Below are 25,724 nucleotides of genomic sequence, written 5' to 3'. Positions count from 1 at the left end.
ATATACATAACGCAAGGAATGAGGAACAGGTATGGAGGCTTTACGCTGGAACATGCTGGTGAAGAACGTGCTGGATGCAGCGGAAGAGCATCAGTTATGGGTTCCCGGGGATCGGATTGTCGTCGCAGTATCGGGCGGGCCGGACTCGGTAGCTTTTTTGCATATCATGCACGAGATTAGCAAGCGGCATGTGCCACTTGAATTGATCTGTGCCCACGTGCATCATGGCTTCCGGAGTGAATCTGATGATGAAGCGGAGAAAATGATGGAACTGGCACAACAGCTTGGTATTACATTTGAATGGACCAAGGCTGATGTACCTTCATATATGGAGCTTACGGGTCAGGGACCACAGGAAGCAGCCCGCAACAAGCGATATGCCTTTCTTCATGAAGTGGCTTCCAAATATAATGCAGCAAGCATCGCTTTGGCACATCATGCGGATGATCAGGCAGAGACGGTCATGCTTCATTTGCTTCGTGGAACCGGCTTGTCGGGACTCTCAGGAATGAAGTTTAAAAGACGAGAAAAAAATGTGGAACTTATTCGTCCATGCCTTCGTATAAACAAGACAGACCTTGTAGAAGCTTGTAATACCCAGGGTTTTATGTATTTCAATGATGAGAGCAACGCCCTGCGTAAATATCGGCGTAATGCCATTCGCTTGGATGTGCTTCCTTTTTTGGGGCAGTATAATGGACAACTCACGCCGTCATTGAATCGGCTTGCCGAAATTGTGGGTGATGAAGACGATTTCATGGAGCAGAGTGCATATGACACATACAGGTGTCTAGTGCAGGTGAACGGCGGAAGGCAAACCTTTGAGGTGCCTTCCTTCTTGAAGTTACATGTCGCTTTACAACGAAGGTTGATTAAACTAATATTGAATTATCTGCCTTTGGACAGTGATTTTGTCGACTTTACCCGTATAGAAACCATTCGGCACAAGGTCATGGAGACCCATGTGACGACCTGGAGCCTGGATATAGGACAGACACTCGCCTGCACTCGGGAGTATAATCTGATTTCTTTTGGCATACGGACGGACGTACAGGATCAATCTTACGAGTATCGTCTTGCGCAATGGAGTGGAACTTATGAGCTTTCACTCACCCCAATTAACCGGTATATTCGGTTGATGACGGTGAGTCCCGAGGACTATCATGTACCGGAATCGGCGGATCAAGCCGCGTTTGATGCGGATCAACTGCTTATGCCGCTGGTTGTGCGTTCACGGTTACCTGGAGATACCATGAAAGTGATGGGATTAAACGGAAGCAAAAAGGTGAAAAATATTTTCATCGATGAGAAAATCCCCCCATCTGTCCGTCCACGTATTCCTGTGGTATGTGATGGAGCAGGTCATATCATCTGGTTACCGGGTGTTCGACGGTCCAGTGTGGCTCCTGTCAGGGAGGGCACTTCCGCAATCCTGTACATGACTGTAGGCGATTCAGCGATTCAGGGGTAGTGGTTATGGTTCAGGTAAGGCTTTCATAGTATAACTTAGGAGGTTCGCACAGTTGCAGAACGACATTCAGGAAGTATTGATCAGTGAAGAAGAAATTCAGAGTAAAGTCAAGGAATTAGGCGCAACACTAAGTGCCGAATATGCAAATCGCAATCCTTTGGTCATTTGTGTGCTCAAGGGTGCGTTTATATTTATGGCTGATTTGGTTAAAAACATAACGGTACCTGTTGAAATGGATTTTATGGCAGTATCCAGTTACGGCGCTTCCACCAAGTCATCAGGTGTTGTCAAAATCATTAAGGATCTGGATGTATCCGTAGAAGGACGGGAAGTTCTGATTGTCGAAGATATTATCGACAGCGGACTTACACTCAGCTATCTGATTGAACTGCTAGAAAACCGCGGTGCCGAGTCGGTGCGAGTGGTTACGCTGTTCGACAAGCCTTCAGGCCGTAAAGTTGAGTTGGAAGCTCATTACACAGGCTTTGACATTCCTGACGCGTTCATCGTTGGTTACGGTTTGGATTTTGCGGAGAAGTACCGGAACCTGCCCTATATCGGGATTTTGAAGCCGGAAGTCTATAGTAGCTAATATCCTGCCCGACCCAAGCCTTGAGCTGTTCTTGGCTTCTGTTGAGAAGCCATGTCGGGCTATGTTAAAATAATTAAAGTGTCTCGAGAGGAGGTAGGGGATGAATCGGTTCATCCGGAATTCTGGTTTTTATTTGATTCTTTTTTTAGTTGTGGTGGGGATAGTCCAGTTCGTCAGCAATGGCGGCGAAGCCACCGATAATCCTAGATATGATCAGTTGCGTGCAGCGATCAAAGCCAACAATGTCTCTGAATTGACGGTTCAATTCAACGGTCAAACGTATCTCGTGACCGGTCAATACAAGAAGGCACCTGATGGCGCCAAATCAGAAAATTTCTCAACGTATATTCCTCCTACGGATGAGGCAATTAGTGAGCTTGTAGCTGCAAGTGAAACTAACAATTTCCAATATCATCAGGAGCCAATGAAAGGTGACAGCATCTGGTTGACGTTGCTGACTTCCTTTATTCCTTTGATCATTATGTTCCTGCTGTTCTTCTTCCTGTTTAATCAGGCTCAAGGCGGCGGCGGTAAAGTAATGAACTTTGGTAAAAGCCGTGCTCGTCTCTACAACGAAGAGAAGAAGCGGGTTACATTTGAAGATGTTGCGGGTGCTGACGAAGAGAAACAGGAACTTGTTGAGGTTGTAGACTTCCTCAAGGACCCTCGTAAATTCGCAGCAGTAGGTGCGCGGATTCCTAAGGGCGTATTGCTCGTAGGGCCTCCAGGTACCGGTAAAACATTGCTCGCTCGTGCCGTAGCCGGTGAAGCGGGTGTACCATTCTTCACTATTTCAGGTTCCGACTTCGTGGAAATGTTTGTCGGTGTCGGTGCATCACGTGTTCGTGATTTGTTTGAAAATGCGAAGAAAAATGCCCCATGTATCATCTTTATCGATGAGATTGATGCTGTAGGACGTCAGCGTGGTGCTGGTCTTGGTGGTGGTCACGATGAACGTGAACAGACACTCAACCAGTTGCTCGTTGAGATGGACGGATTCGGAGTTAATGAAGGTATCATCATCATTGCCGCAACGAACCGTGCAGATATTTTGGACCCTGCCTTGCTGCGTCCAGGACGTTTTGACCGTCAAATTACGGTTGACCGCCCTGATGTAAGAGGTCGTGAAGCTGTCCTGAAAGTACATTCCCGTAATAAACCACTGACCAAAGATGTGAAGATGGATATTATCGCGAAGCGTACAACAGGTTTCTCTGGTGCGGATTTGGAGAATCTCTTGAACGAAGCGGCATTGCTTGCAGCGCGTCGTAACCGTAAAGATATTTCCATGAAGGAAGTTGACGAAGCGATTGACCGTGTCATCGTTGGTACGGAGAAGAAAAGCCGTGTCATCAGTGATCGCGAGAAACGAATCGTTGCTTATCACGAAGCAGGTCATACCATTGTTGGATACTTCCTCGAACATGCTGATATGGTACATAAAGTGACCATTATTCCGCGCGGACGTGCGGGTGGATATGTAATCATGTTGCCAAAAGAAGACCGTATGCTGGTTACCAAGCAGGAATTGCTGGATAAAGTAACCGGACTTCTCGGGGGTCGTGTAGCTGAAGAATTGTTCATCGGAGAAATTGGTACTGGTGCATACAGTGACTTCCAGCAAGCGACAGGTATTGTTCGCAGCATGGTTATGGAATACGGTATGAGTGAGAAATTGGGACCTATGCAATTCGGAAGTTCACAAGGACAGGTATTCCTTGGTCGGGATATCGGTCATGAACAGAATTACTCGGATTCCATTGCTTACGAGATTGATCAGGAAATGCAACGCTTTATTAATGACTGTTATGAGAAGTGTAAGGACTTGCTTGTTAAACATTCAAAAGAGATGCACCTGATCGCTCAAACTTTGCTTGAGGTTGAGACTTTGGAAATGGATCAGATCAAGCAATTGATCGAAACAGGTTCTTTGACTCCAAAAGCAGAGAATGACAATGATGGTGAAGGCACACCAACTGAAGGCGGAGAGCCAATCATCGACACCATCGGTGATGTGCGTGTTCGTATTCAAGGTAAAGATGAAACGCCTGAGCCACCAGCCGGAGATATTCCAAACGAAGCTCCGAATCTGGAAAAGGGTAATAACAATAACCCGGATGATGGCGGAACGAAGCCAACGTCTTAATGCATAATACATCTGGCTATGATAGCAGGTGAAATCAAGAGAGCCCTCGAGGCTCTCTTTTTTTATCCATTATTTTAAAAGAGGATAGATAAAGATAAACGGGAGTTAGATGGCGAACCAGTTAGCAAACAGGTGGTTACAGCGCTGTCCCGGGCCTTTTTCATTTATTGACAGAGTCGTGAACGTTGTGTAAATTAGTTGTTAAACCGCTTGTGATTCGTTTCTCAAGCGAAGATAACGACTTAGGTTAGCCCACGAAACAGCGCATGACGCTGTCCCGATAAAGGAGAGGATCACAGGTGGAAGCTCTGGCTTTAGAGCGCAAGGCTGAGATGAACCGCGAGCTGCGTGAGCGGCTTATGGTGTTGAAAAAGGAACGTAATGCCATTATTCTTGCCCATTATTATCAACGTGACGAAGTACAGGAGGTTGCCGACTTCCGTGGAGATTCATTTCTGTTAGCCCAGAAGGCAGCACAGACAGATGCGGATGTGATCGTTTTCTGTGGTGTTCATTTTATGGGTGAAAGCGCTAAAATTCTTGCGCCAAATAAAACAGTTATTATCCCGGACGAACGTGCGGGCTGCCCAATGGCAGATATGGTGAATGTGGATGGACTACGCAAATTGAAAGCACAACATCCTAATGCCAAGGTGGTTACGTATATCAATTCCTCGGCTGAGATCAAAGCAGAGACTGACATCTGTTGTACATCAGCGAACGCAGTCCGGGTTATTCAATCGGTGGATTCCGACGAAATTATCTGGGTACCGGATAAAAACCTGGGACATTATGTGCAGCAGCATACAGACAAGAAAATGATTATATGGGAAGGTTACTGCAACACTCACGATATGCTTACAGTCAAAGATGTGGTGGAGATGAGAGCCAAGCATCCCAATGCGGAGTTTGTTGTCCATCCAGAGTGTCGCCCTGAGGTTGTAGAAATGGGTGATTTTGTAGGCAGCACAACAGCTATTCTGGAGTATTGCAAAAATTCATCAGCGAAGGAATTTATCGTAGGTACCGAAGATGGTACAGGATATCAGCTTCGTCTGGATAGTCCGGATAAACAGTTCCACTTTGCTACCAAGTTCCTCGTATGTCCCAACATGAAGGTGAACAACTTGAAGAAACTGGTGAAATGCCTGGAAACGATGAAGCCGCAAATCTACGTGCCACCGGCCGTTGCCGACAAAGCCAGAGAATCGCTAGAGCGCATGTTGTTGGTAAAGTAGGATGCGCTACTCTTGCTCCAAGACAGGTGAATAACATGATACCGCAATATTTAGTTGATTTTGATCTGTCTGCGCTACCCATGGTAGAGACGGATGTACTGGTTATAGGCTCAGGGATTGCTGGTTTGTTTACTGCCATTAAGGCAAGCGAACAACAACGTGTATTAATGATCACAAAGAAGTCATTACTTGAAAGTAACACCAGATATGCGCAGGGAGGCATCGCTGCGGTTATTGCTGAGGATGATTCGCCTGCTTACCACTTGCAGGACACACTTGTAGCAGGAGCGGGCTTATGCCGCTCCGAAGCGGTAGAGGTATTGGTGAATGAGGGTCCCGACGGAGTGAAGGAACTGATTCGTTTGGGTACTTTATTTGATCTGGAGAACGGCGAGTTGGCGTTGACGCAGGAAGGTGCGCATAGCCACCGCCGTATTTTGCATGCCAACGGAGATGCAACGGGATATGAGATTGTACGTGCGCTTGCTGTTGAAGTGAATGAACATCCTGGGATTGAAGTATGGGATGAGCATTTTGTTGTTGACCTGATTACGGATCGAGATCGAGGGGAATGCATTGGCGCTCTGGTTCAGAAGGATGACGGATCGCAAGTGTTCGTGAAGGCACAGGCAACCGTTCTTTGTTCTGGTGGGGCAGGACAACTGTACCGATACACGACGAATCCGGATGTAGCTACTGCCGATGGTGTAGCCATGGCTTATCGGGCTGGGGCTATTGTTCGTGACATGGAATTTATCCAATTCCACCCCACCTCTCTATGTTACCCTGGGGCCCCGCGTTTCCTTGTGTCAGAAGCCGTACGCGGCGAAGGAGCATATTTGCGCAATGTGAAGGGTGAGCGCTTCATGGATCGTTATCATGCCCAGCTTGAACTTGCCCCACGCGATATCGTGGCACGAGCGATTGTTAGTGAGATGGAGTCCACCAACAGTACCTTTGTGTACTTGGACATTACACATGAACAGCCAGAGATGATCAAGCATCGGTTCCCTACCATATATGAGACTTGTATGCGTTATGGATTAGACATGACAACGGACTGGATTCCCGTTGCACCTGCTGCCCATTACATGATGGGTGGAGTGAAAACGGATTTAAGTGGAGAGAGCAACATCTCCCGATTATTTGCTTGTGGCGAGGTGTCTTCTACAGGAGTGCATGGAGCCAACCGCCTGGCAAGCAATTCTTTATCAGAAGCGATTGTATTTGGGCGGAGAATTGTTGATCGTATTCAATCTCTCCCTCCGCTTGGTTTATTACAAGCAAGAGGGGCTACGCCTTCATCTGTGGACATGAATAACATGAATAGCAAGATCATGAAAGAGCAAAAACCTATATCTGAAAGACGTTTACGACTACAGAAAATGATGGTTCGTCAGGTAGGTTTGCGCCGGAATGGTGAGGACCTGCAGAAGGCCATGGACAAGTTGCAACAGGAATTGCAATTTTTTGATCAGACACTCACGCATAAGGAAGAGCTGGAGTATGCCAACCTTCTGACCTGTGCCTGGTTAGTTACTAGCGGTGCATTACATCGCGAGGAGAGTCGGGGGGCTCACTATCGTGAGGATTTCCCGGCACGTGATGATATCGTGTGGCAGAAGCATAGTCTGCAGCAGCGAGAACAAGCGATTGTGGAGGAATTGATGTCATGATACTGAATGGATATAATGAAGGGCTTATCGAATCAATCAAAAACTGGCTTCGTGAAGATGTTGGTGCAGGTGACGTTACAACAAGTGTGACGATTCCAGCAGGCAACCAATCCAAGGCCATTATACACGCCAAAGACAATGGTGTTATTGCAGGCATGACCGTAGCTAAACTTGTATTTCAAGTCGTTGATCCTGATCTTGTATTTACACCGAAGGTAACAGACGGAGACAAGGTTACCCATGGCACGATTTTGGCCGAGGTAGAGGGAAGTACACATTCACTGCTTACGGGGGAACGACTGGCACTTAACTTGCTGCAACGTATGTCCGGAATAGCTACGCGTACGCGTGCCTACGTGGATGTGCTGGATGGTCTTGAGACCAGGCTCGTGGATACACGTAAGACAACGCCGGGCCACCGACTACTTGAGAAATACGCGGTGCGCGTGGGTGGCGGAGCGAATCATCGATTTGGACTGTACGATGCCGTTATGATTAAGGATAACCACATCAAGGGTGCAGGCGGAATCACCGAGGCGGTACAGCGTGCGCGAACCGTTATCCCACATACGATGACGATTGAAGTGGAGACTGAGAATCTGGAGCAGGTGAGAGAAGCCTTGCAAGCCGGGGCAGATATCATTATGCTGGATAACATGCATCCAGAGCGGATGCGTGAAGCGGTTGAACTTATTCGTGAACAGGCTCCTCATGTGAAGGTTGAAGCATCCGGTAACGTGTCTCTTCAGACCATTCGTGGTATTGCAGAGAGTGGTGTGGATGTAATTTCGGTTGGCAGGTTAACCTATTCCTTTGAGAGCCTGGATATTAGTCTGGATTTAAATGAAAAGAAAGAGGGGTGAACCTCTTTGATTTTAGTTGTAGACGTGGGGAACAGCAATATGGTGCTCGGCGTATATCAAGGCCGGGAATTGCTGCACCACTTTCGTCTGAGTACATCACGTCAGTCTACAGTGGATGAATACGGCGTATTGATTTATAATTTATTTCATATGTCCGGCATCAGGGCAAGTGACATCGAAGGTGTCATCATCTCATCTGTGGTTCCGCCACTGGTGAATGTAATCGAAGCGATGTGTGAGAAGTATGTAGGCAAAAAAGCTTTGCTCGTTGGGCCTGGTATCAAAACTGGCTTGAACCTGCGATACGAGAACCCTCGTGAAGTGGGTGCAGATCGTATTGTTAATGCAGTGGCAGCCGTTGAGAAGTATGGCGGCCCTCTCGTCGTGGTCGATTTCGGTACTGCAACGACCTTTGACTGTATTGACGAGAAAGGTCACTACCTGGGGGGAGCTATTGTACCTGGCATTCAGATCGCCACTGAAGCGCTCTATGAGCGGGCATCCAAGTTGCCTCGTATAGAGCTGGAGAAACCTAAAAAGGTCATTGGCCGTAATACTATTCATGCCATGCAAGCGGGTATTATATATGGCTATGCAGGGCAGGTGGATGGTATTGTAGAACGTATTCGCGAGGAGATGGGAGCGAAGCCCCGAGTTATCGCGACGGGTGGTCTCGCTACACTTATCGCAGAAGAAACCCGTAGTATAGAGGAAGTTGATCCGCTGCTTACGCTTGAAGGGCTGCGTATTATATATGAGCGGAACCGGGAAAGGTGAGCATAGTGACGGCATACAGCGGGCTGAGATTACAGCTTAAGTGTTGTGCCGTTTTTTCTGTGTTACGACTATTATGGCGATACGCCAAAGGAGGCTGAATGACTTGGAAAACAACAACAAGCATGACCGGTTAATTCGTGGTACAGCAATGAATGGAAAGGTAAGAGCCTTTGCTATCCAGACTACGGAACTGGTTGAGGAACTACGCAGAAGACACGATACGTTTCCCACGGCTACAGCTGCCATGGGGCGTACGGTTACAACAGCAGCCATTATGGGTGCAATGCTCAAAGGTGAAGAGAAGTTAACGGTACAAGTCAATGGTGATGGGCCCATTGGACAGATTGTAGCTGATGCCAATGCGAAAGGCGAAGTACGAGGATATGTTTCTAATCCGCATGTACATTTGCCAAGCAATAGTGTGGGAAAACTGGACGTTGCAGGCGCAGTTGGAACGGAAGGTTTCATCAACATAACGAAGGATTTGGGACTGAAAGAGCCATATCGTGGCAGTGTGCCTATTATTTCAGGAGAACTGGGCGAAGACTTCACGTACTACTTTGCTCAATCGGAGCAAACCCCTTCTGCTGTAGGCGTTGGTGTGCTCGTTGATACGGATAATTCCGTTATTGTCTCAGGTGGATTCATTATGCAGCTGTTGCCGGGATTGACAGATCCAGAGATCACGGCGATCGAAAACGCCATTAGTACGTTGCCGCCAGTGACGACGTTGCTGGAGCAGGGACTTGAATTGGAAGAGTTGCTTCGCCGATTGTTGCCAGATGTACAAGTGATGGAAGGATTGGATATTCATTTTAGCTGTGAGTGTTCACGTGAGCGGGTAGAGAAGACACTAATCAGCCTGGGCCAAACGGAGATGGAGCAATTAATTGAAGAAGAGGGCCAGGCTGAAGTGGTCTGCCAATTCTGTAATGAAGCCTATGACTTTAACAAAGAACAACTTGAGACCATCCTAGAGCAAGCCAAGAACTGATCTATGCGGGGACGGGATGCGGAATGACAAGACAGGAAAAAGGGTTGTGGACGGCTGTAATTGTCTTGACGCTAGGTATGCTGGTCATGGGTAGTGTGATGGCTATGCATGGTCTCAGACAGGGCAAAGACGAGGCAGATGCATCCCATGATGCTAATACGGAAGAAGGAAGCACCGTAGCGACGATCAACGGAGAAGTTATCACGGACAAAGAGTGGACCGATGCGCTAAAACGACGTTACGGCAGTGAGTTATTACTCCAGATGTTAAACCGTAAAGCAGTATATGCCGAAGCAATCGAACGCAAGCTGATCGTCACTCCCCAAGAGATTGCAAGAGAACTTGCCGCCGCGATGGATGGGTATGATTCAGAGAAATCATATTTTGACGAAATGAAGTCTCAATTGGGCCTGTCGAAACAGGAACTTGAGTTGGAAGCCGGCTACAGGCTGCTGCTTGAGAAAATCGCAACGATCGGCATACAGATCAAGGATGCAGATATTGAGCATTACTGGACTGAACACCGTGAGGATTACGTTTCCCCCGAGAAATATGACTTGTCCATCATCGTAGTGAAGGAAGAAGATGAAGCCGATTCCTTACTGGATGCGTTGGAGAAGGGGGAGGACTTTGAAGAAGCTGCTCGCAAGCAATCGACAGACAGCTTCTCTCGTGATGCTGGTGGGAGGCTGGGGTGGATTGAGCGGAATGATCCATTCCAGTCAGAAGAAATCCTTCAACTTGCTGCCGGGCTGGATGTAGGCGATATTGCCGGACCGGTTCGAGTGGAAGAAGGTTATGTTATTATCAGACTTAATGATAAAGAAGAACGCCAGGTGCAATCTGCCGAAGAAGTCCGTGAGGAGATTCGAATGGAACTGGCTCTGAGTCAGGCTGATCCGTTGCCGCAGGTAGAGCAAATGCTGCGTAACAAGTATGAAGCCGTAATCCTGTCCGAGATTCCTGCCTCCTGAATTCAATGGAGAAGATTGTATAGTACTGCTGCATCTTGATAAAAATACTCTGTCTGCGGTCTTAGGGCCAAAGGCAGAGTATTTTTTTTGAGTACTCATATTGACAATAAGGGTTAACGTTGATAAGATGAAAATAATAAATACCTACTCGTTTACTCGGATATAAAAGATTTATTTATGAACAAAGAAACTTTCGGAAACCTCCGCCCTGCTAGAAATCTTGGCAGTAAGGGATAGGATTAACAGGATTTCCGCAGTTCTTCTATAACAGCTAGAGGCTACCGGCCGCACAAAAGGACTCAAGTTTTATTCATCCACTAAGGAGGGCATTCATATGGCTAAAGTAGTTAATAACGTAACAGAACTCATCGGAGGTACTCCTCTTGTTCGTCTGAACCGTATCGTACCTGAAGGCAGTGCTGAAGTATTCGTGAAGCTGGAGTACCAGAATCCAGGTTCAAGCGTGAAAGACCGTATCGCAATTAGCATTGTGGAAGAAGCGGAAAAAGAAGGCAAGCTAAAACCAGGTGATACCATTATTGAAGCAACAAGTGGTAACACGGGAATTGGACTCGCGATGGTGGCTGCAGCCAAAGGCTACAAGTCCGTTATTGTAATGCCTGAGACGATGAGCTTGGAGCGTCGTAACTTGCTTCGTGCGTATGGTGCTGAGCTTGTGCTTACACCTGGAGCTGAAGGTATGAATGGTGCTGTTAAAAAAGCCGAAGAACTGCTGAAAGAAAACCCTTCCTATTTCATGGCTGAGCAATTTAAAAATAAAGCCAACGTGAAGATCCACCGTGAAACGACTGGCCCTGAGATTGTTGAAGCAATTCAATCTGTAGGCGGTACGTTGGATGCTTTCGTTGCAGGAATCGGTACAGGTGGAACAATTACAGGTACAGGCGAAGTGCTGAAAGAAGCTTTTGCTGGTATTAAAATTGTTGCGGTTGAGCCAGCAGCTTCGCCAATTCTGGCGGGCGGCAAACCAGGACCACATAAGATCCAGGGGATTGGTGCCAACTTTATCCCTGAGATTCTGGATCAGGAAATCTATGATGAGATCATTCACATTGAGAATGATGATGCATTCGAGACGGCTCGTCAGGTAGCGAAGGAAGAGGGCATTCTGTCTGGTATTTCTTCCGGTGCGGCGATCCGTGCAGGTCTTCAGGTTGCGAAACAGTTGGGTGAAGGCAAGCGCGTGGTCGTAATCGTGCCAAGTAACGGCGAACGTTACCTCAGCACACCTCTTTACAACTTCGAAGGCTAAGTCTACAAATGACAAAACCAATCCTCCTTGCCCGTATGACGGGTATGGAGGATTTTTGGCGTAATGCTTTTAAAAGGGGCGGCGCTTTAGTATACTATCAGACAATAGAACTAGCGACAGATGGAGGGCGGCACACCGCAATGACACACCTGATGACAACATACGCCGACTGGATGGAGTGGGCTGAACAAGGCTGGACCATGATGCCCTATATCACGAAGTCGGATGAGGGACCGTATCATGGCGGTTTACCGTTATCGTGGGAGGCAGCTTGGAAGCAGGCGTCACCATACGCAATTGTGCTGGAGAATGGCAAAGGCGGGAGATATACATTTCTGGGGTTAGACCCCGTATCCGTTATTTCCGGCAAGGGTCAAGAAGCGGTTATTCATGATGTGACGCAAGGAGCCACCTCGACGGACAGCGGCAAGCCGCTTGATGTATTGAAGAGATGGACTGCCCCGTATAGTGCACCCAAGGTTAATGGGGCTCCAGACTTTGGGGGTGGATACGCAGGTTATCTCAGCTACGATGTAGCAAGATCATTGGAGAAGCTCCCAGATTTGGCTGAGGATAACCCGGCTCTGCCGGATTATTGGTGGATGCGCTTTGAAGAAATATGGGCGTATGACCATGAGCAGCAGGCACTTTTCTGCATGGTTCATCTGGCTATAGAGCCTAACCGGAACGAAACTGATATCCGTAGTCTATATTCAGCGGCAGAAGCACGAGCGACAGCGATGCAGAAACGTTGGCTTCATATTATGGGGGCTGCACAGGCTGAGGAACAACAACAGGCACTGGAACGCCGCAACAAGCAGGTCAATCGTACCCCGCAGCCTGAAGATGCGGAAAGGGAATCGGAAGGATGGGAAACCCCCTTTCCCCAGGAGGACTTTGAACAAGCTGTGCGTACGGTACAGGAATATATCAGGCAGGGCGATGTGTTCCAGGTGAATCTGTCCTTAAGACAGGAAAAGCGTCTTCATTCGAGCGCTGAGCATATTTATGAATGGCTGCGCCTTGTGAATCCATCACCATATATGGGTATGCTGCGTAGTCCAGACTTTCAACTGGTAAGTGGTTCTCCCGAACTTCTGGTCAAAGTGGAGAATGGCAAAGTCAGTGCACGTCCCATCGCAGGGACCCGAAGAAGGGGCCGGGATGAAGCAGAGGACAAAGCTATGGCGGATGAACTGCTCAGCAGTGAGAAGGAACGGGCGGAGCATATTATGCTCGTTGATCTGGAACGGAATGATATCGGACGGATTGCAGCCTACGGTTCGGTTCATGTGCCTGAATTGATGACCATCGAGAAGTATTCCCATGTCATGCATCTCGTTTCCCAGGTGGAAGGCAGGCTGGCAGAAGGGTTATCCGTATTTGATGTGATCGCTGCGACATTCCCGGGTGGAACGATTACAGGAGCCCCAAAAGTCCGCACCATGGAGATTATCGAGGAACTTGAGCCTGTGCGGCGTGGGCCTTATACGGGTTCCATCGGGTGGATGGATTACAGTGGGAATATGGAATTGAACATCGTCATTCGTACACTTGCCATTAAGGAAGGTATTGGTTATGTACAGGCCGGGGCAGGGATTGTTATTGATTCCGATCCATATCGGGAATACAAGGAATGCCGCAACAAGGCAAGAGCCATGATGAGAGCTGTGAATTACAGCGAAGAGGCGGAAGCAAGCAGAGCTATTGAACAAGAACAAGCGAAAAGAACAGAAGCTGTTAACTAAACTAAAATAAAACGAAGCAACCGTCACTTGCATTGACGGAAGATGAGGAGGAGCAGGCATATGATACTGGTTATCGATAATTACGATTCTTTCACGTATAACCTGGTTCAATATCTGGGTGAACTGGGTGAGACGGTGGAAGTTCGCCGCAACGACGAGATTGATCTGGCAGGCATAGAGGCACTGGCACCTGATCATATTCTGATCTCTCCGGGCCCGTGTACACCGAATGAAGCAGGCATTAGCTTGGCAGTCATTGATCATTTCAAGGGAAGCATTCCGATCTTTGGTGTGTGCCTGGGGCATCAGTCCATTGGACAAGCGTTTGGTGGCAATGTCATTCGTGCGGAGCGTATGATGCACGGCAAAACATCCGAGATGCACCATAACGGGACATCGGTCTTTGCCGGATTGCCATCTCCATTCACAGCTACCCGTTACCACTCCCTGATTGTCGAGCGCAGCAGCTTGCCTGACTGCCTGGAGATTACAGCGGAGACAGCTGAAGGTGAGATTATGGGTCTGCGCCACAAAGAATATGCGATTGAAGGGGTTCAATTCCACCCGGAATCCATTATTACAGACCATGGTCATCAGATGCTTCGTAACTTTTTGTCCCAACAAGTGAAGGTTTAACATGCAATATGCCGCGATAAACGGAGAGTTGGTCAATATGGCGGCGGCCGTGGTTCCTGTAACGGATCACGGCTTTTTGTACGGACTTGGACTGTTTGAGACGTTCCGGACGTATCAAGGTGTCCCATATCTTTTGGAACGGCATCTGGAGCGCATGGCTTCGGGGTGTAAGGAACTTGGCATTCCTTTTACAACGACCGCCGCAGAGGTGACAGGTGGGCTTCAACGTTTGATGGATGCGAACGGACTTCGGGATGCGTATGTGCGATACACGGTATCAGCCGGTGAAGCACCGCTAGGCTTACCTTCTGGTGATTATTCGAAGCCGAATCATATTTTACTGGCAAAAGCATTACCTGATCCTTCTCCCTCTTTATATGAGAGTGGAAAAATGATTCAACGGTTGTCTACACCTCGCAACACGCCCGAAGGAGAAGTTCGGTTCAAGTCGCTGCATTACATGAACAGTATTCTGGCGAAACGGGAGCTTAATGGATACGGGCAGCATGTGCAGGGTGCAGAAGGGCTACAATTAACCCGGGATGGTCATATAGCGGAAGGGATCGTCAGCAATGTGTTTTGGGTACGGGAAAATGTTCTCTACACGCCAGCACTCTCAACCGGCATTCTGCCGGGTATCACGAGAGCTGTGGTAATGGAGATTGCCTCGCAGCAAGGAATCCCCTGCATAGAAACGTTAGCTTCCTGGGAGGATCTCCTGCAAGCAGATGAAATATTTCTAACCGGCTCGGTGGCCGAACTGGTTCCGGTGACAACTCTGCGGGATCAGGACGGAGCCGAAACGATAATTAGCAACGGACATATTGGCCCGGTTACAGCAGTCCTTCTGGGTATGTACCGGCAGAAAGCGGGGTATACTTCATGACACTTACACCTGTCATCTATGAACGGAACTATGCATGGGGGCCAGCTGAATTGAAGCTGGGTACAAGAACACAGATTATGGGCATTCTTAACGTCACGCCTGACTCGTTCTCGGATGGTGGACGTTATACCAACGTGGAGCGGGCGGTTGCCCATGCCAAGCAGATGATGGAGGATGGGGCGGACCTGATTGATATCGGCGGGGAGTCCACCCGGCCAGGTTCAGATATTGTGGGCGCCGATGAAGAGCTTAGCCGGATTATTCCGGTTATTGAAGCATTGCATCAGCAAGCCCCGCACATTCCGATATCGGTAGACACGTATAAGGCCGATGTTGCACGTCAGGCTATTCTGGCCGGTGCTCATATTATTAATGATGTGTGGGGTGCCAAGACAGATCCAGATATGGCCCGCACGGCAGCAGAGCTGGGGTGTCCCATCATTTTGATGCATAATCGGCAGGATCGGAATTACACCGATTATCTGAGTGATGTCGTGAGCGATTTGCAGGAGAGCATACAGATTGCGTTAACAGCTGGCGTGAAAGCAGAGCAAATTATCCTGGACCCGGGCATTGGTTTTGTGAAGGATCTCGGAGAAAATCTGAAGCTCATGTCATCGCTCGGTTTGCTCAATGAAATGGGGTATCCCGTTCTGCTAGCCACCTCACGCAAAAGATTCATCCAGAACACCCTGGATGTCGGGGCGGATGATGCATTGGAAGGAACCGCTGCGACCGTTGCATTTGGCATTGCCCAAGGGTGCCAGATGGTTCGGGTTCATGATGTGAAGCCGATTCGGCGGACGGCAGACATGTGTGATGCCATGTTATATGCTTCTCCGGGTATACGGAGGAAATAATGTTGGCGGGTCCCTGGTGACCCGTCCAGTGGAAGCGCAGCGTTTTTCAAAGGCGAAGCTAAGGCATGACTTCAAATAGATTAAAATTTCAATATATATAGAGGGCAGGCGGATCGTATGGATAGAATGGTATTGCATCGTATGGAGTATTACGGATATCATGGTGTTTTTGCAGAAGAACGGAAGCTTGGGCAGCGGTACTATATTGATCTGGAGATTGATATGGACCTGGGTGAGGCCGGACGTAACGATGATCTGACCAAAACGATTAATTATGCGGAGATCCATGAGCTGGTAAAACAGATTGTAGAGAATAAGTCATTCCAGTTAATTGAAGCTTTGGGCGAACATATTGCATCTTCTTTACTAGACACTTATACTATTATCAATGCATTGACAGTCAAGGTGACGAAGCCACATCCGCCATTCGATATTCATTTTGAGGGCGTAACGGTAGAGCTTCGCCGCACAAGAAAGTGAGAACCGATCATGATTGCACATTCGACCTCTGAATCTTCAGAGGCTTATATTGCTTTAGGGGCCAATTTGGGTGACCGGGAACAGACGCTGTTTGAAGCATTGTCTTTGCTGGATGAACACCCTCATATATCCGTTCTGCGTTGTTCTGCACTATATGAGACGGAGCCTGTAGGATATGTAGATCAGCCTGCATTTCTGAATATGGCAGTCGCCGTACAGGTGATGCTGACACCAGAGCAATTGCTCACGGAATTACTGGATATCGAGAATCGGCTTGGCCGTGTTCGTGATATTCGCTGGGGACCGCGCACCGTTGATCTGGATCTGCTCTGGATGCAAGGTGAGACGCGAGATACCGAATTGCTTCAATTGCCTCATCCTCGTATGGGAGAACGGGCTTTTGTGCTGGTCCCACTGTCGGATATCGTACCGGAGGGCGAGATTTCAGGTTTGTATACCTTTGTACACTCATCGTTGTCTGTACTGGATGGAAAGGATGGAATACAGCTTTGGAAAACATGCAATTGGCCAACCGAATCCGGGCATTCCGGAAGCTAAAAGGTTTAACACAACATGAACTTGCGGCCGAGACCGGCATCTCGCTGGCCATTCTGGGAACCATTGAACGGGGAAACCGTAAGGTATCACAGCAAGAACTCGATCGAATTGCTGGTGTGCTGGCAATCAGTATCGAGGAGTTGCGGGGCAACTAGGACCGTTTCGGTTTCGCCATGTTACAACAACCAAGACACCGATCAAACTTTATATCGTGATATATATACAGAATTAAAAAAGGAGTGGAACGACTACCGTGCTTAACATTGGTGGCATTGAAATGAAAAACCAGGTCGTACTTGCGCCGATGGCTGGCGTATGTAATCCGGCTTTTCGTTTGATCGCAAAAGAATTCGGAACAGGTCTCGTATGCGCGGAGATGGTGAGTGGCAAAGCCATTGTCCATGGCAACCAGCGTACACGTGAGATGTTGTTTGTAGATGAACGTGAGAAACCGCTGAGCCTTCAGATTTTTGGGGGAGATCGTGATTCCCTTGTAGAAGCAGCCAAAATCGTGGACAAAGAAACCAATGCAGACATCATCGATATTAACATGGGATGCCCTGTGCCAAAGGTAACGAAATGTGATGCCGGTGCACGTTGGTTGCTTGATCCGAACAAAATCTATGAGATGGTATCCGCTGTTGTGGACGCGGTGGAGAAGCCGGTGACGGTCAAGATGCGTATCGGCTGGGATAACGAGCATATCTTCGCGGTGGAGAATGCGCTCGCGGTTGAACGTGCTGGTGGACAGGCGGTAAGTGTACACGGCCGTACGCGTGAGCAACTCTATACAGGCACAGCTGACTGGTCACACATCAAAGATGTAAAAGAAGCTGTCTCTATCCCAGTGATCGGCAATGGTGATGTCCATACACCAGAGGATGCACGCCGTATGCTGGATGAAACGGGTTGTGACGGAGTTATGATCGGTCGTGCCGCCCTGGGTAACCCATGGATGCTGTATCGTACCATTCAATACTTAAGCACGGGGGAATTGCTTCCTGACCCGAATGGCGAAGAGAAGATCCGTGTTGCCATCCTGCATATGGATCGCCTGATCGCATTGAAGAATGAGACAGTTGCCGTACGCGAGATGCGTAAACATCTGGCTTGGTATTTGAAAGGCCTGAAAGGATCTGCCCGCATCAAGGATGTTATTATGGAAGGAACCAAGCGGGACGAGATGGTACAGATTCTGGAGAACTTTGTGAGTCAGCTGAAAAGCGAAGGTAATTTGGAGTCAGAACCGGTAATCGCCGGAAATGCATCTTAATTATAAACGCATCTTTAAAACGTTTACACCTATAGGGGACGTAACATTGACTTTTCGAGATCGTTCCCCTATAATTTCTCAGTATAAATTCGCCATGTGCGTTAATAAGGATATAGCATCAGGAGGAATATTCTATTCCTCTGGAGAACTTCATATAGTTTTGAAGATGTATGCGAGCGGAGCTCTGTAACAAGCACTGATTCCGTTGCCGTACAATCAAATTTATTCCCATGACAGGAGAATCGGTTGAGATGAGCGACAAGGAAGTTATCCTTACACCAGAAGGACTCAAGAAGCTGGAAGAAGAATTGGAAACATTGAAATCAGTGAAGCGCCGCGAAGTGGCTGAACGGATTAAGGTAGCCATCGGGTATGGAGATATCAGTGAAAACTCTGAATACGAAGACGCGAAGAATGAGCAAGCTTTCATCGAAGGACGTGTAATCACGTTGGAGAAATTGCTTCGTAACGCGCGGATTATTAACAGCGACGAGATCGATACCGATGCCGTAAGCGTGGGTGCAACCGTCACTGTAGAAGATCTGGAGTTTGGCGACATCACGGAATATACAATTGTAGGTACTGCTGAGGCAGACCCGCTTCAGAACAAGATATCGAACGAGAGCCCTGTAGGTAAAGCGATTCTCGGCAAGAAAAAAGGTACAGTTGTTGATGTAAGTGTGCCTGCTGGCGTAATTCAATATAAAATTATGGACATTAAAAAGCTATAGCAACGAAGCAGTTGGGCACGGTAAACAAAAGCTTCCTTAGGGAAGCTTTTTCAACATTAGAGGAAAAACGACCTCTCGCGATGCCTGCAATGTAAATAAGGAGATGAATACAGATCATGACGGATGAAGTCTTGAATCAGGAAACCGAACTTAGCGAGCTTTTACAAATTCGCCGTGACAAATTGGACGAGCTCCGCAAATTGGGAATCGACCCTTTTGGCCAAAAATACGTACGTACCGAAGAAGCCGGCTCCATTCTGAAGAAGTATGAAGAACTGACCAAGGAAGAGCTGGAAGAGAAGCACATCGAAGTCAGTATTGCCGGACGGATTATGGCGAAGCGGGGAATGGGTAAAGCAAGCTTCGCACATATTCAGGACCTGAGCGGCAGAATCCAGATCTATGTTCGTCAGGATAGCGTGCCTGAAGACAAGTATGCGGCATTTAGCCTGCTGGACCTTGGCGATATCGTTGGGGTAACGGGTGTGATCTTTAAGACCAAAACAGGTGAAACTTCAGTCAAAGTGAAAGATATTGAAGTGCTGTCCAAATCGCTCTATCCGCTTCCGGATAAATTCCATGGTCTCACTGACGTAGAGCTGCGTTACCGCCAGCGTTATGTTGACCTGATTATGAGCCCGGACGTACAACAGACCTTTATCGCACGTTCCAAAATCATTCAATCGATGCGTCGTTACCTGGATTCCCTTGGATATCTGGAAGTGGAAACACCTACGTTGCATACGATCGCAGGAGGAGCGGCAGCACGTCCATTCATCACTCATCACAATGCGCTGGATATGGAACTGTACATGCGGATTGCGATTGAACTTCACCTGAAACGTCTGATTGTTGGCGGACTGGAGAAGGTATATGAGATTGGCCGTGTATATCGGAATGAAGGTATGTCCACACGTCACAATCCGGAGTTCACCATGATTGAATTGTATGAGGCATATGCCGACTACAAGGATATTATGCAATTGACGGAGAACCTGGTTGCTCATATTGCACAGGAAGTACTGGGTACGCAAGTGATCCAGTATGGAGATTATGAAGTAGATCTTACGCCACAGTGGCGCCGTGTTACGATGGTGGATGCAGTTAAGGAAGTTGTAGGCGTAGACTTCTCCGTACACATGACGGATGAGGAAGCACACAACTTGGCGAAGGAACATAAGGTTCCGGTTGAAAAACATATGACATTTGGTCATATTCTGAACGCGTTCTTTGAAGAATTTGTAGAAGAGACGTTGATTCAACCGACATTCATTATGGGACATCCTCTTGAAATCTCACCACTGGCGAAGAAAAATGATGTAGATCCGCGTTTCACGGATCGCTTCGAATTGTTCATCGTTGGACGCGAGCATGCCAATGCCTTCACAGAGCTGAATGATCCAATCGATCAGCGTCAGCGCTTTGAAGCACAGATGCTGGAGAAAGAACATGGGAACGACGAAGCTCATGAGATGGATGACGACTTCATCCGTGCGCTCGAATATGGTATGCCACCAACAGGCGGATTGGGAATCGGGGTTGATCGTCTGATCATGCTGCTTACCAACTCCCCGTCGATTCGTGACGTACTGCTCTTCCCGCACATGCGTCCTCGTACGCAAGATTAAATAAGGAACGTAGGATACGTTCATAATAGAAGAGGAACCTGCCGTTCAGTATCATGCTGGGGCAAGTTCCTCTTTAGGTTTACATAGACGCTAAAAATAAAGTTTGTCAGAAGGCCCTTGCTCACAGCACAACATTAGGGTAACACCGCGTCTTGAAATTGTTAGATTAACCTGTTCGTATTTTTGTTAAAAGAGGTGCCCTTCATGAAGTTCAGGCTTCACTTTGCCAAATTCTTATCTCCTCCGTTAATTCTGGTCGGTGGTTTTCTGCTTATCATTGCGATTGGAACGGTGCTTCTCATGTTGCCAATCTCCAACCAAAGCGGTATGCATTTGGCGTTTATTGACGCGCTCTTTACATCAACCTCTGCCGCATGTGTAACTGGACTTGTCGTTGTGGATGTAGGGACGACCTTTAATTTGTTTGGTCAGATCGTCATTATGGTACTGATGCAGCTTGGTGGACTCGGATTCATGACCATGGCTACCCTCTTTGCGCTTGTATTGGGCAAGCGAATCTCACTCAAGGACAGGTTATTACTCAAAGAAGCCATTAATGCAGACAGTATGGAAGGGATAGTACGCATTATCCGCAAGGTGTTGATTTTCTCCTTTACCATTGAAGGGGTGGCTGCTGTCATACTTGCGCTGCGCTGGGCAACGGAGATGCCATTGGGTCAGGCCGTATACTATGGAATATTTCATTCCGTTTCATTGTTTAATAATGGCGGCTTTGATTTGTTCGGCAACAGCTTTCAATACTACACCGGAGACTGGATATTCAATGTGACTGCTTCTGTGCTCGTTGTCTCTGGTGGACTGGGTTTTGTTGTATTAAATGATCTGTTCGAGTATCGCAAACGCCGCCGTTTGTCTCTTCAGTCCAAACTGGTGCTGTCTGTATCCGGAGCGCTGATCGGTATAGGAGCGATTGTGTTGTTTGTTTTCGAATTCACCAATGGACATACACTGGCTTCACTCACATGGAGCGAGAAGATCTATGCGTCCTTCTTCCAGTCTGTCTCTACACGTTCGTCGGGAACGAGCACAATCGATATCACGGAGATGAGGCAGGCTACCCAATTCTTCTTCATTCTGCTGATGTTTATCGGGGCTTCCCCAGGATCGACCGGGGGCGGAATCAAGACGACTACATTCCTGATCATGATTGGTGCGGTGTATGCCATGATTCGGGGAAATAAGGATATTGTGTTTTTCCGCCAGCGTGTTCCGAAAGAACTGCTGATGAGGGCGTTGACCATTATTATGGTTTCTCTGATCATATTCATGATCGTGGTGATGCTTCTGCTTACGACAGAGGATGCGCCATTCCTTTCACTGATGTTTGAAGCTGCATCCGCAATCGGTACCGTGGGTCTTTCTGTGGGAGTGACTGATGAGTTGACCAATTGGGGAAAAATCATCATTACCTTTACCATGTTTGTAGGTCGGATCGGGCCATTAACCATCGCGTATGCCCTTCGTCCGCGCAAAGAGAAGAAACTGTATCGTCATCCGGAGGGCCGGATCATTATCGGATAAAAAGAAAAACCGTCAGACATTCAGAACTAACTCCTGTTATCGTAACGGGCCTTAGTCACAACGAATGTGCTGCGGTTTTTTTGGTTTAACGGCACAAGGAAGCAAGATGCAAAGTGAGAACATCGTCCATGAGCTTGGCATTCATCTGATCCGGTCTAAGCACGGTATGTATGCCTAAGCCATCTACCAGTGCATACAATCTCTCGATCTCCAGTTCTTTGTCCAGATCGGGTCTGGAGAGGTCGAGCTTTATCAGGTAGGTGATAACAGAGCCTACAGCTTGTCTGAGTTCATCATATACGGTATTAGCAAGTTCTTTGAGTCTAGGATCGGTTTTCGATCTGGCTGTAAAAGCGTACCACACCTCCATTTCGGCCAGTTTTTCTTCTGTGTTTGGTAAGAATTCGAGCAATAGGCATTTCATATTGTCCATGGGAGAGCCGGTGAAGGACATTTTTTGGACTCGATGAGACACCCGTTCAGATACCAAATTCATGGCATATCGTAGTAGTTCCGATTGAGTAGAAAAGTAGTGACGCATCGAACCGACCGAAACTCCAGCTTCTTCAGCAATATTCCGAACAGAGGCCTGTTCCATGCCATCTCTTCGTATAATACGCCAAGCTGCCTCGGCCACGAGCACGCGCTGTTTATCGTGATCAACAATTTTAGGCATAGGCATATTATATCACTGTTGATTATTATAGTACACACGTGCTAAATTATATTTAATACATTTGTATCAAAAAAGGAGAGGCTGAAATGATTGGTTATTTCATTATAGGTTGTGAGATTGCCTTTTGGGTGTTTGTGTTCGCAGGTCTGAGTGTCAGGTATCTCCTTGGCATGAAGCGAATAGGCATCGGTTTGTTAATGGCGACGCCGGTTATCGATCTGTTATTGCTGGTAGCTACAGTTATGGATCTACAGCGAGGAGCTACAGCAAGTATGATTCATGGTATAGCTGCGGTGTATATAGGAGTAAGCATTGCCTATGGTCACCAGATGATCGCTTGGGCGGATCGATATTTCCTATATTGGTTCAAAGGTGGAGAAAACCCTCGTAGTAACAAGTTATATGGTAGAGAACATGCGAGTCGTGAGCGTAGTGGATGGTTTAGACATCTATTGGCTTGGGCTATAGGAAGTGCTTTTTTATTGGCCATGATATGGTGGATTGGAGATGCTGAACGTACAGCTGTCTTCAATAATCTGATCAGAGTGTGGGGATTGATACTCGGTATTGATTTTCTGATAAGCTTTAGTTACAGTTTGTGGCCAAGAAAGGTTCCTGCTAGGAATGTTAAACGGTAAAGTAAAAATGGACGTGTGTATGAACTTGCTAAGTTGGGAGAATACCCATATGTACGTCCGTATTAGGTCAAACCGATTGTTAATATAGTTTTAAAAAAAGACTTGCATTCAATATCTGTACATGGTATATTCTAATTCCGGCCAAGAAAACACGGTTTAGACGGTGCGGCAAGCAAATGAAATAAGCTTCGAAAGAAACTTAAAAAAAGAGCTTGCAAAGTTGGTTCGGAAGTGTTATGATATAAGAGTTGCTGAAGAGAACGACATTCGGTAACGAAAATAAGTTTGATCTTTGAAAACTGAACAACGAGTGAGTAAACATTCTGCTTGCAGAATGAACGCGAAAGTTTGAGACAAGCCTTGGTTTGAATCGGCTGGAGCACAAATGAGATTTTTAATCTCGTCAGATTCAAAATGAGCTTATCGCTCTTTTCAATACTTTATTGGAGAGTTTGATCCTGGCTCAGGACGAACGCTGGCGGCATGCCTAATACATGCAAGTCGAGCGGACTTGAAGAGAAGCTTGCTTCTCTGATGGTTAGCGGCGGACGGGTGAGTAACACGTAGGCAACCTGCCCTCAAGTTTGGGACAACTACCGGAAACGGTAGCTAATACCGAATAATTGTTTTCTTCGCCTGAAGGAAACTGGAAAGACGGAGCAATCTGTCACTTGGGGATGGGCCTGCGGCGCATTAGCTAGTTGGTGAGGTAACGGCTCACCAAGGCGACGATGCGTAGCCGACCTGAGAGGGTGATCGGCCACACTGGGACTGAGACACGGCCCAGACTCCTACGGGAGGCAGCAGTAGGGAATCTTCCGCAATGGGCGAAAGCCTGACGGAGCAATGCCGCGTGAGTGATGAAGGTTTTCGGATCGTAAAGCTCTGTTGCCAGGGAAGAACGCTTGGGAGAGTAACTGCTCTCAAGGTGACGGTACCTGAGAAGAAAGCCCCGGCTAACTACGTGCCAGCAGCCGCGGTAATACGTAGGGGGCAAGCGTTGTCCGGAATTATTGGGCGTAAAGCGCGCGCAGGCGGTCATTTAAGTCTGGTGTTTAATCCCGGGGCTCAACCCCGGATCGCACTGGAAACTGGGTGACTTGAGTGCAGAAGAGGAGAGTGGAATTCCACGTGTAGCGGTGAAATGCGTAGATATGTGGAGGAACACCAGTGGCGAAGGCGACTCTCTGGGCTGTAACTGACGCTGAGGCGCGAAAGCGTGGGGAGCAAACAGGATTAGATACCCTGGTAGTCCACGCCGTAAACGATGAGTGCTAGGTGTTAGGGGTTTCGATACCCTTGGTGCCGAAGTTAACACATTAAGCACTCCGCCTGGGGAGTACGGTCGCAAGACTGAAACTCAAAGGAATTGACGGGGACCCGCACAAGCAGTGGAGTATGTGGTTTAATTCGAAGCAACGCGAAGAACCTTACCAGGTCTTGACATCTGAATGACCGGTGCAGAGATGTACCTTTTCTTCGGAACATTCAAGACAGGTGGTGCATGGTTGTCGTCAGCTCGTGTCGTGAGATGTTGGGTTAAGTCCCGCAACGAGCGCAACCCTTATATTTAGTTGCCAGCACTTCGGGTGGGCACTCTAGATAGACTGCCGGTGACAAACCGGAGGAAGGTGGGGATGACGTCAAATCATCATGCCCCTTATGACCTGGGCTACACACGTACTACAATGGCCGGTACAACGGGCTGCGAAATCGCGAGATGGAGCCAATCCCAACAAAGCCGGTCTCAGTTCGGATTGCAGGCTGCAACTCGCCTGCATGAAGTCGGAATTGCTAGTAATCGCGGATCAGCATGCCGCGGTGAATACGTTCCCGGGTCTTGTACACACCGCCCGTCACACCACGAGAGTTTATAACACCCGAAGTCGGTGGGGTAACCGCAAGGAGCCAGCCGCCGAAGGTGGGATAGATGATTGGGGTGAAGTCGTAACAAGGTAGCCGTATCGGAAGGTGCGGCTGGATCACCTCCTTTCTATGGAGAATCGTTTCCTGCAACGGAAACATTCAAATATGCAGCTTAGCTGCAAAACACTCACTCGTTGT

At 47.9% G+C, this 25,724-nt stretch carries 23 protein-coding genes and 1 rRNA gene; 23 read left to right on the top strand and 1 reads right to left on the bottom strand.

All coding sequences use genetic code 11. From position 1 onward, the window contains the following. Positions 1–31: 31 nt before the first annotated feature. The 21 genes from tilS (at position 32) to MHI01_RS18310 (ending at position 22,346) form a co-directional block, all read left to right on the top strand. Positions 32–1,471 (top strand): tRNA lysidine(34) synthetase TilS, encoded by a 1,440-nt coding sequence (tilS, locus tag MHI01_RS18410; RefSeq protein ID WP_253504665.1) that lies wholly within the window; start codon positions 32–34, stop codon positions 1,469–1,471. Positions 1,472–1,523: 52 nt separating this feature from the next. Continuing rightward, a complete protein-coding gene (gene hpt / locus MHI01_RS18405) occupies positions 1,524–2,063 on the top strand; it encodes a hypoxanthine phosphoribosyltransferase (RefSeq protein ID WP_017691352.1) in 540 nt (179 codons plus the stop codon). 100 nt (positions 2,064–2,163) lie between these two features. Beyond that, positions 2,164–4,209: an ATP-dependent zinc metalloprotease FtsH gene (ftsH, locus tag MHI01_RS18400; protein ID WP_036606115.1), complete on the top strand. Its 2,046-nt coding sequence runs from the start codon at positions 2,164–2,166 to the stop codon at positions 4,207–4,209. Between the two features lie 299 nt (positions 4,210–4,508). Continuing rightward, the gene (nadA, locus tag MHI01_RS18395) at positions 4,509–5,447 is read left to right on the top strand and encodes a quinolinate synthase NadA (protein WP_036606114.1); all 939 of its coding nucleotides are present in this window, start codon (positions 4,509–4,511) and stop codon (positions 5,445–5,447) included. 35 nt (positions 5,448–5,482) lie between these two features. Beyond that, positions 5,483–7,123: an L-aspartate oxidase gene (nadB, locus tag MHI01_RS18390; RefSeq protein WP_076329919.1), complete on the top strand. Its 1,641-nt coding sequence runs from the start codon at positions 5,483–5,485 to the stop codon at positions 7,121–7,123. Beyond that, the gene (nadC, locus tag MHI01_RS18385; RefSeq protein ID WP_076254636.1) at positions 7,120–7,986 is read left to right on the top strand and encodes a carboxylating nicotinate-nucleotide diphosphorylase; all 867 of its coding nucleotides are present in this window, start codon (positions 7,120–7,122) and stop codon (positions 7,984–7,986) included. Before nadB ends, nadC begins: the two co-directional genes overlap by 4 nt. Positions 7,987–7,992: 6 nt before the next feature. Next, entirely contained in the window at positions 7,993–8,763 is a 771-nt protein-coding gene (locus MHI01_RS18380; protein WP_036606111.1) for a type III pantothenate kinase, read from the top strand. Positions 8,764–8,866: 103 nt separating this feature from the next. Continuing rightward, complete coding sequence (gene hslO / locus MHI01_RS18375; RefSeq protein WP_036606110.1) at positions 8,867–9,757, top strand: Hsp33 family molecular chaperone HslO; 891 nt, start codon at positions 8,867–8,869, stop codon at positions 9,755–9,757. Positions 9,758–9,780: 23 nt separating this feature from the next. Then, entirely contained in the window at positions 9,781–10,731 is a 951-nt protein-coding gene (locus tag MHI01_RS18370) for a peptidyl-prolyl cis-trans isomerase (RefSeq protein WP_101315030.1), read from the top strand. A 334-nt stretch (positions 10,732–11,065) separates the two neighbouring features. After that, on the top strand, positions 11,066–12,004 hold the full coding sequence (gene cysK, locus MHI01_RS18365) for a cysteine synthase A (protein ID WP_036668448.1): 939 nt from the start codon (positions 11,066–11,068) through the stop codon (positions 12,002–12,004). A gap of 140 nt (positions 12,005–12,144) precedes the next feature. Further along, positions 12,145–13,752 carry an anthranilate synthase component I family protein gene (locus MHI01_RS18360; protein WP_340983795.1) on the top strand — a complete coding sequence of 536 codons (1,608 nt, stop codon included), beginning with the start codon at positions 12,145–12,147 and terminating at the stop codon, positions 13,750–13,752. A 60-nt stretch (positions 13,753–13,812) separates the two neighbouring features. Beyond that, positions 13,813–14,388, top strand: coding sequence for an aminodeoxychorismate/anthranilate synthase component II (gene pabA, locus MHI01_RS18355; protein WP_036606106.1), 576 nt, complete (start codon positions 13,813–13,815; stop codon positions 14,386–14,388). Position 14,389: 1 nt separating this feature from the next. Next, positions 14,390–15,274 (top strand): aminotransferase class IV, encoded by an 885-nt coding sequence (locus MHI01_RS18350; RefSeq protein WP_100528136.1) that lies wholly within the window; start codon positions 14,390–14,392, stop codon positions 15,272–15,274. Next, a complete protein-coding gene (gene folP, locus MHI01_RS18345; RefSeq protein WP_340983794.1) occupies positions 15,271–16,134 on the top strand; it encodes a dihydropteroate synthase in 864 nt (287 codons plus the stop codon). The genes MHI01_RS18350 and folP overlap by 4 nt, the downstream gene beginning before the upstream one ends. 117 nt (positions 16,135–16,251) lie before the next feature. Beyond that, positions 16,252–16,614, top strand: a complete 363-nt coding sequence (folB, locus tag MHI01_RS18340) for a dihydroneopterin aldolase (RefSeq protein WP_036606103.1) — start codon at positions 16,252–16,254, stop codon at positions 16,612–16,614. Between the two features lie 9 nt (positions 16,615–16,623). Further along, positions 16,624–17,172: a 2-amino-4-hydroxy-6-hydroxymethyldihydropteridine diphosphokinase gene (gene folK / locus MHI01_RS18335; RefSeq protein ID WP_315372210.1), complete on the top strand. Its 549-nt coding sequence runs from the start codon at positions 16,624–16,626 to the stop codon at positions 17,170–17,172. Continuing rightward, positions 17,133–17,327 (top strand): helix-turn-helix domain-containing protein, encoded by a 195-nt coding sequence (locus tag MHI01_RS18330; protein WP_036668438.1) that lies wholly within the window; start codon positions 17,133–17,135, stop codon positions 17,325–17,327. Before folK ends, MHI01_RS18330 begins: the two co-directional genes overlap by 40 nt. Before the next feature lie 98 nt (positions 17,328–17,425). Further along, positions 17,426–18,445: a tRNA dihydrouridine synthase DusB gene (gene dusB / locus MHI01_RS18325; RefSeq protein ID WP_036606100.1), complete on the top strand. Its 1,020-nt coding sequence runs from the start codon at positions 17,426–17,428 to the stop codon at positions 18,443–18,445. A gap of 251 nt (positions 18,446–18,696) precedes the next feature. Then, complete coding sequence (greA, locus tag MHI01_RS18320) at positions 18,697–19,176, top strand: transcription elongation factor GreA (protein WP_036606099.1); 480 nt, start codon at positions 18,697–18,699, stop codon at positions 19,174–19,176. A 116-nt stretch (positions 19,177–19,292) separates the two neighbouring features. Beyond that, positions 19,293–20,804, top strand: coding sequence for a lysine--tRNA ligase (lysS, locus tag MHI01_RS18315; protein ID WP_036606098.1), 1,512 nt, complete (start codon positions 19,293–19,295; stop codon positions 20,802–20,804). A gap of 204 nt (positions 20,805–21,008) precedes the next feature. Then, complete coding sequence (locus MHI01_RS18310; protein WP_036606097.1) at positions 21,009–22,346, top strand: TrkH family potassium uptake protein; 1,338 nt, start codon at positions 21,009–21,011, stop codon at positions 22,344–22,346. Positions 22,347–22,431: 85 nt separating this feature from the next. Here the strand turns inward: MHI01_RS18310 and MHI01_RS18305 are convergent, their stop codons facing one another. Further along, a complete protein-coding gene (locus tag MHI01_RS18305) occupies positions 22,432–23,022 on the bottom strand; it encodes a TetR/AcrR family transcriptional regulator (RefSeq protein ID WP_340983793.1) in 591 nt (196 codons plus the stop codon). Between the two features lie 86 nt (positions 23,023–23,108). On the opposite strand from MHI01_RS18305, the gene MHI01_RS18300 reads away from it, so the two are divergent. After that, complete coding sequence (locus tag MHI01_RS18300) at positions 23,109–23,660, top strand: hypothetical protein (RefSeq protein WP_127551168.1); 552 nt, start codon at positions 23,109–23,111, stop codon at positions 23,658–23,660. Between the two features lie 440 nt (positions 23,661–24,100). Then, positions 24,101–25,653: ribosomal RNA gene (locus MHI01_RS18295) — 16S ribosomal RNA — on the top strand. The last annotated feature ends 71 nt before the right edge of the window (positions 25,654–25,724 follow it).

Source organism: Paenibacillus sp. FSL M7-0656 (assembly GCF_038003225.1).
GTDB lineage: Bacteria > Bacillota > Bacilli > Paenibacillales > Paenibacillaceae > Paenibacillus > Paenibacillus amylolyticus.
Note: the sequence above shows the minus strand (reverse complement) of the source record. Positions and strands in the feature narration are given on the sequence as shown.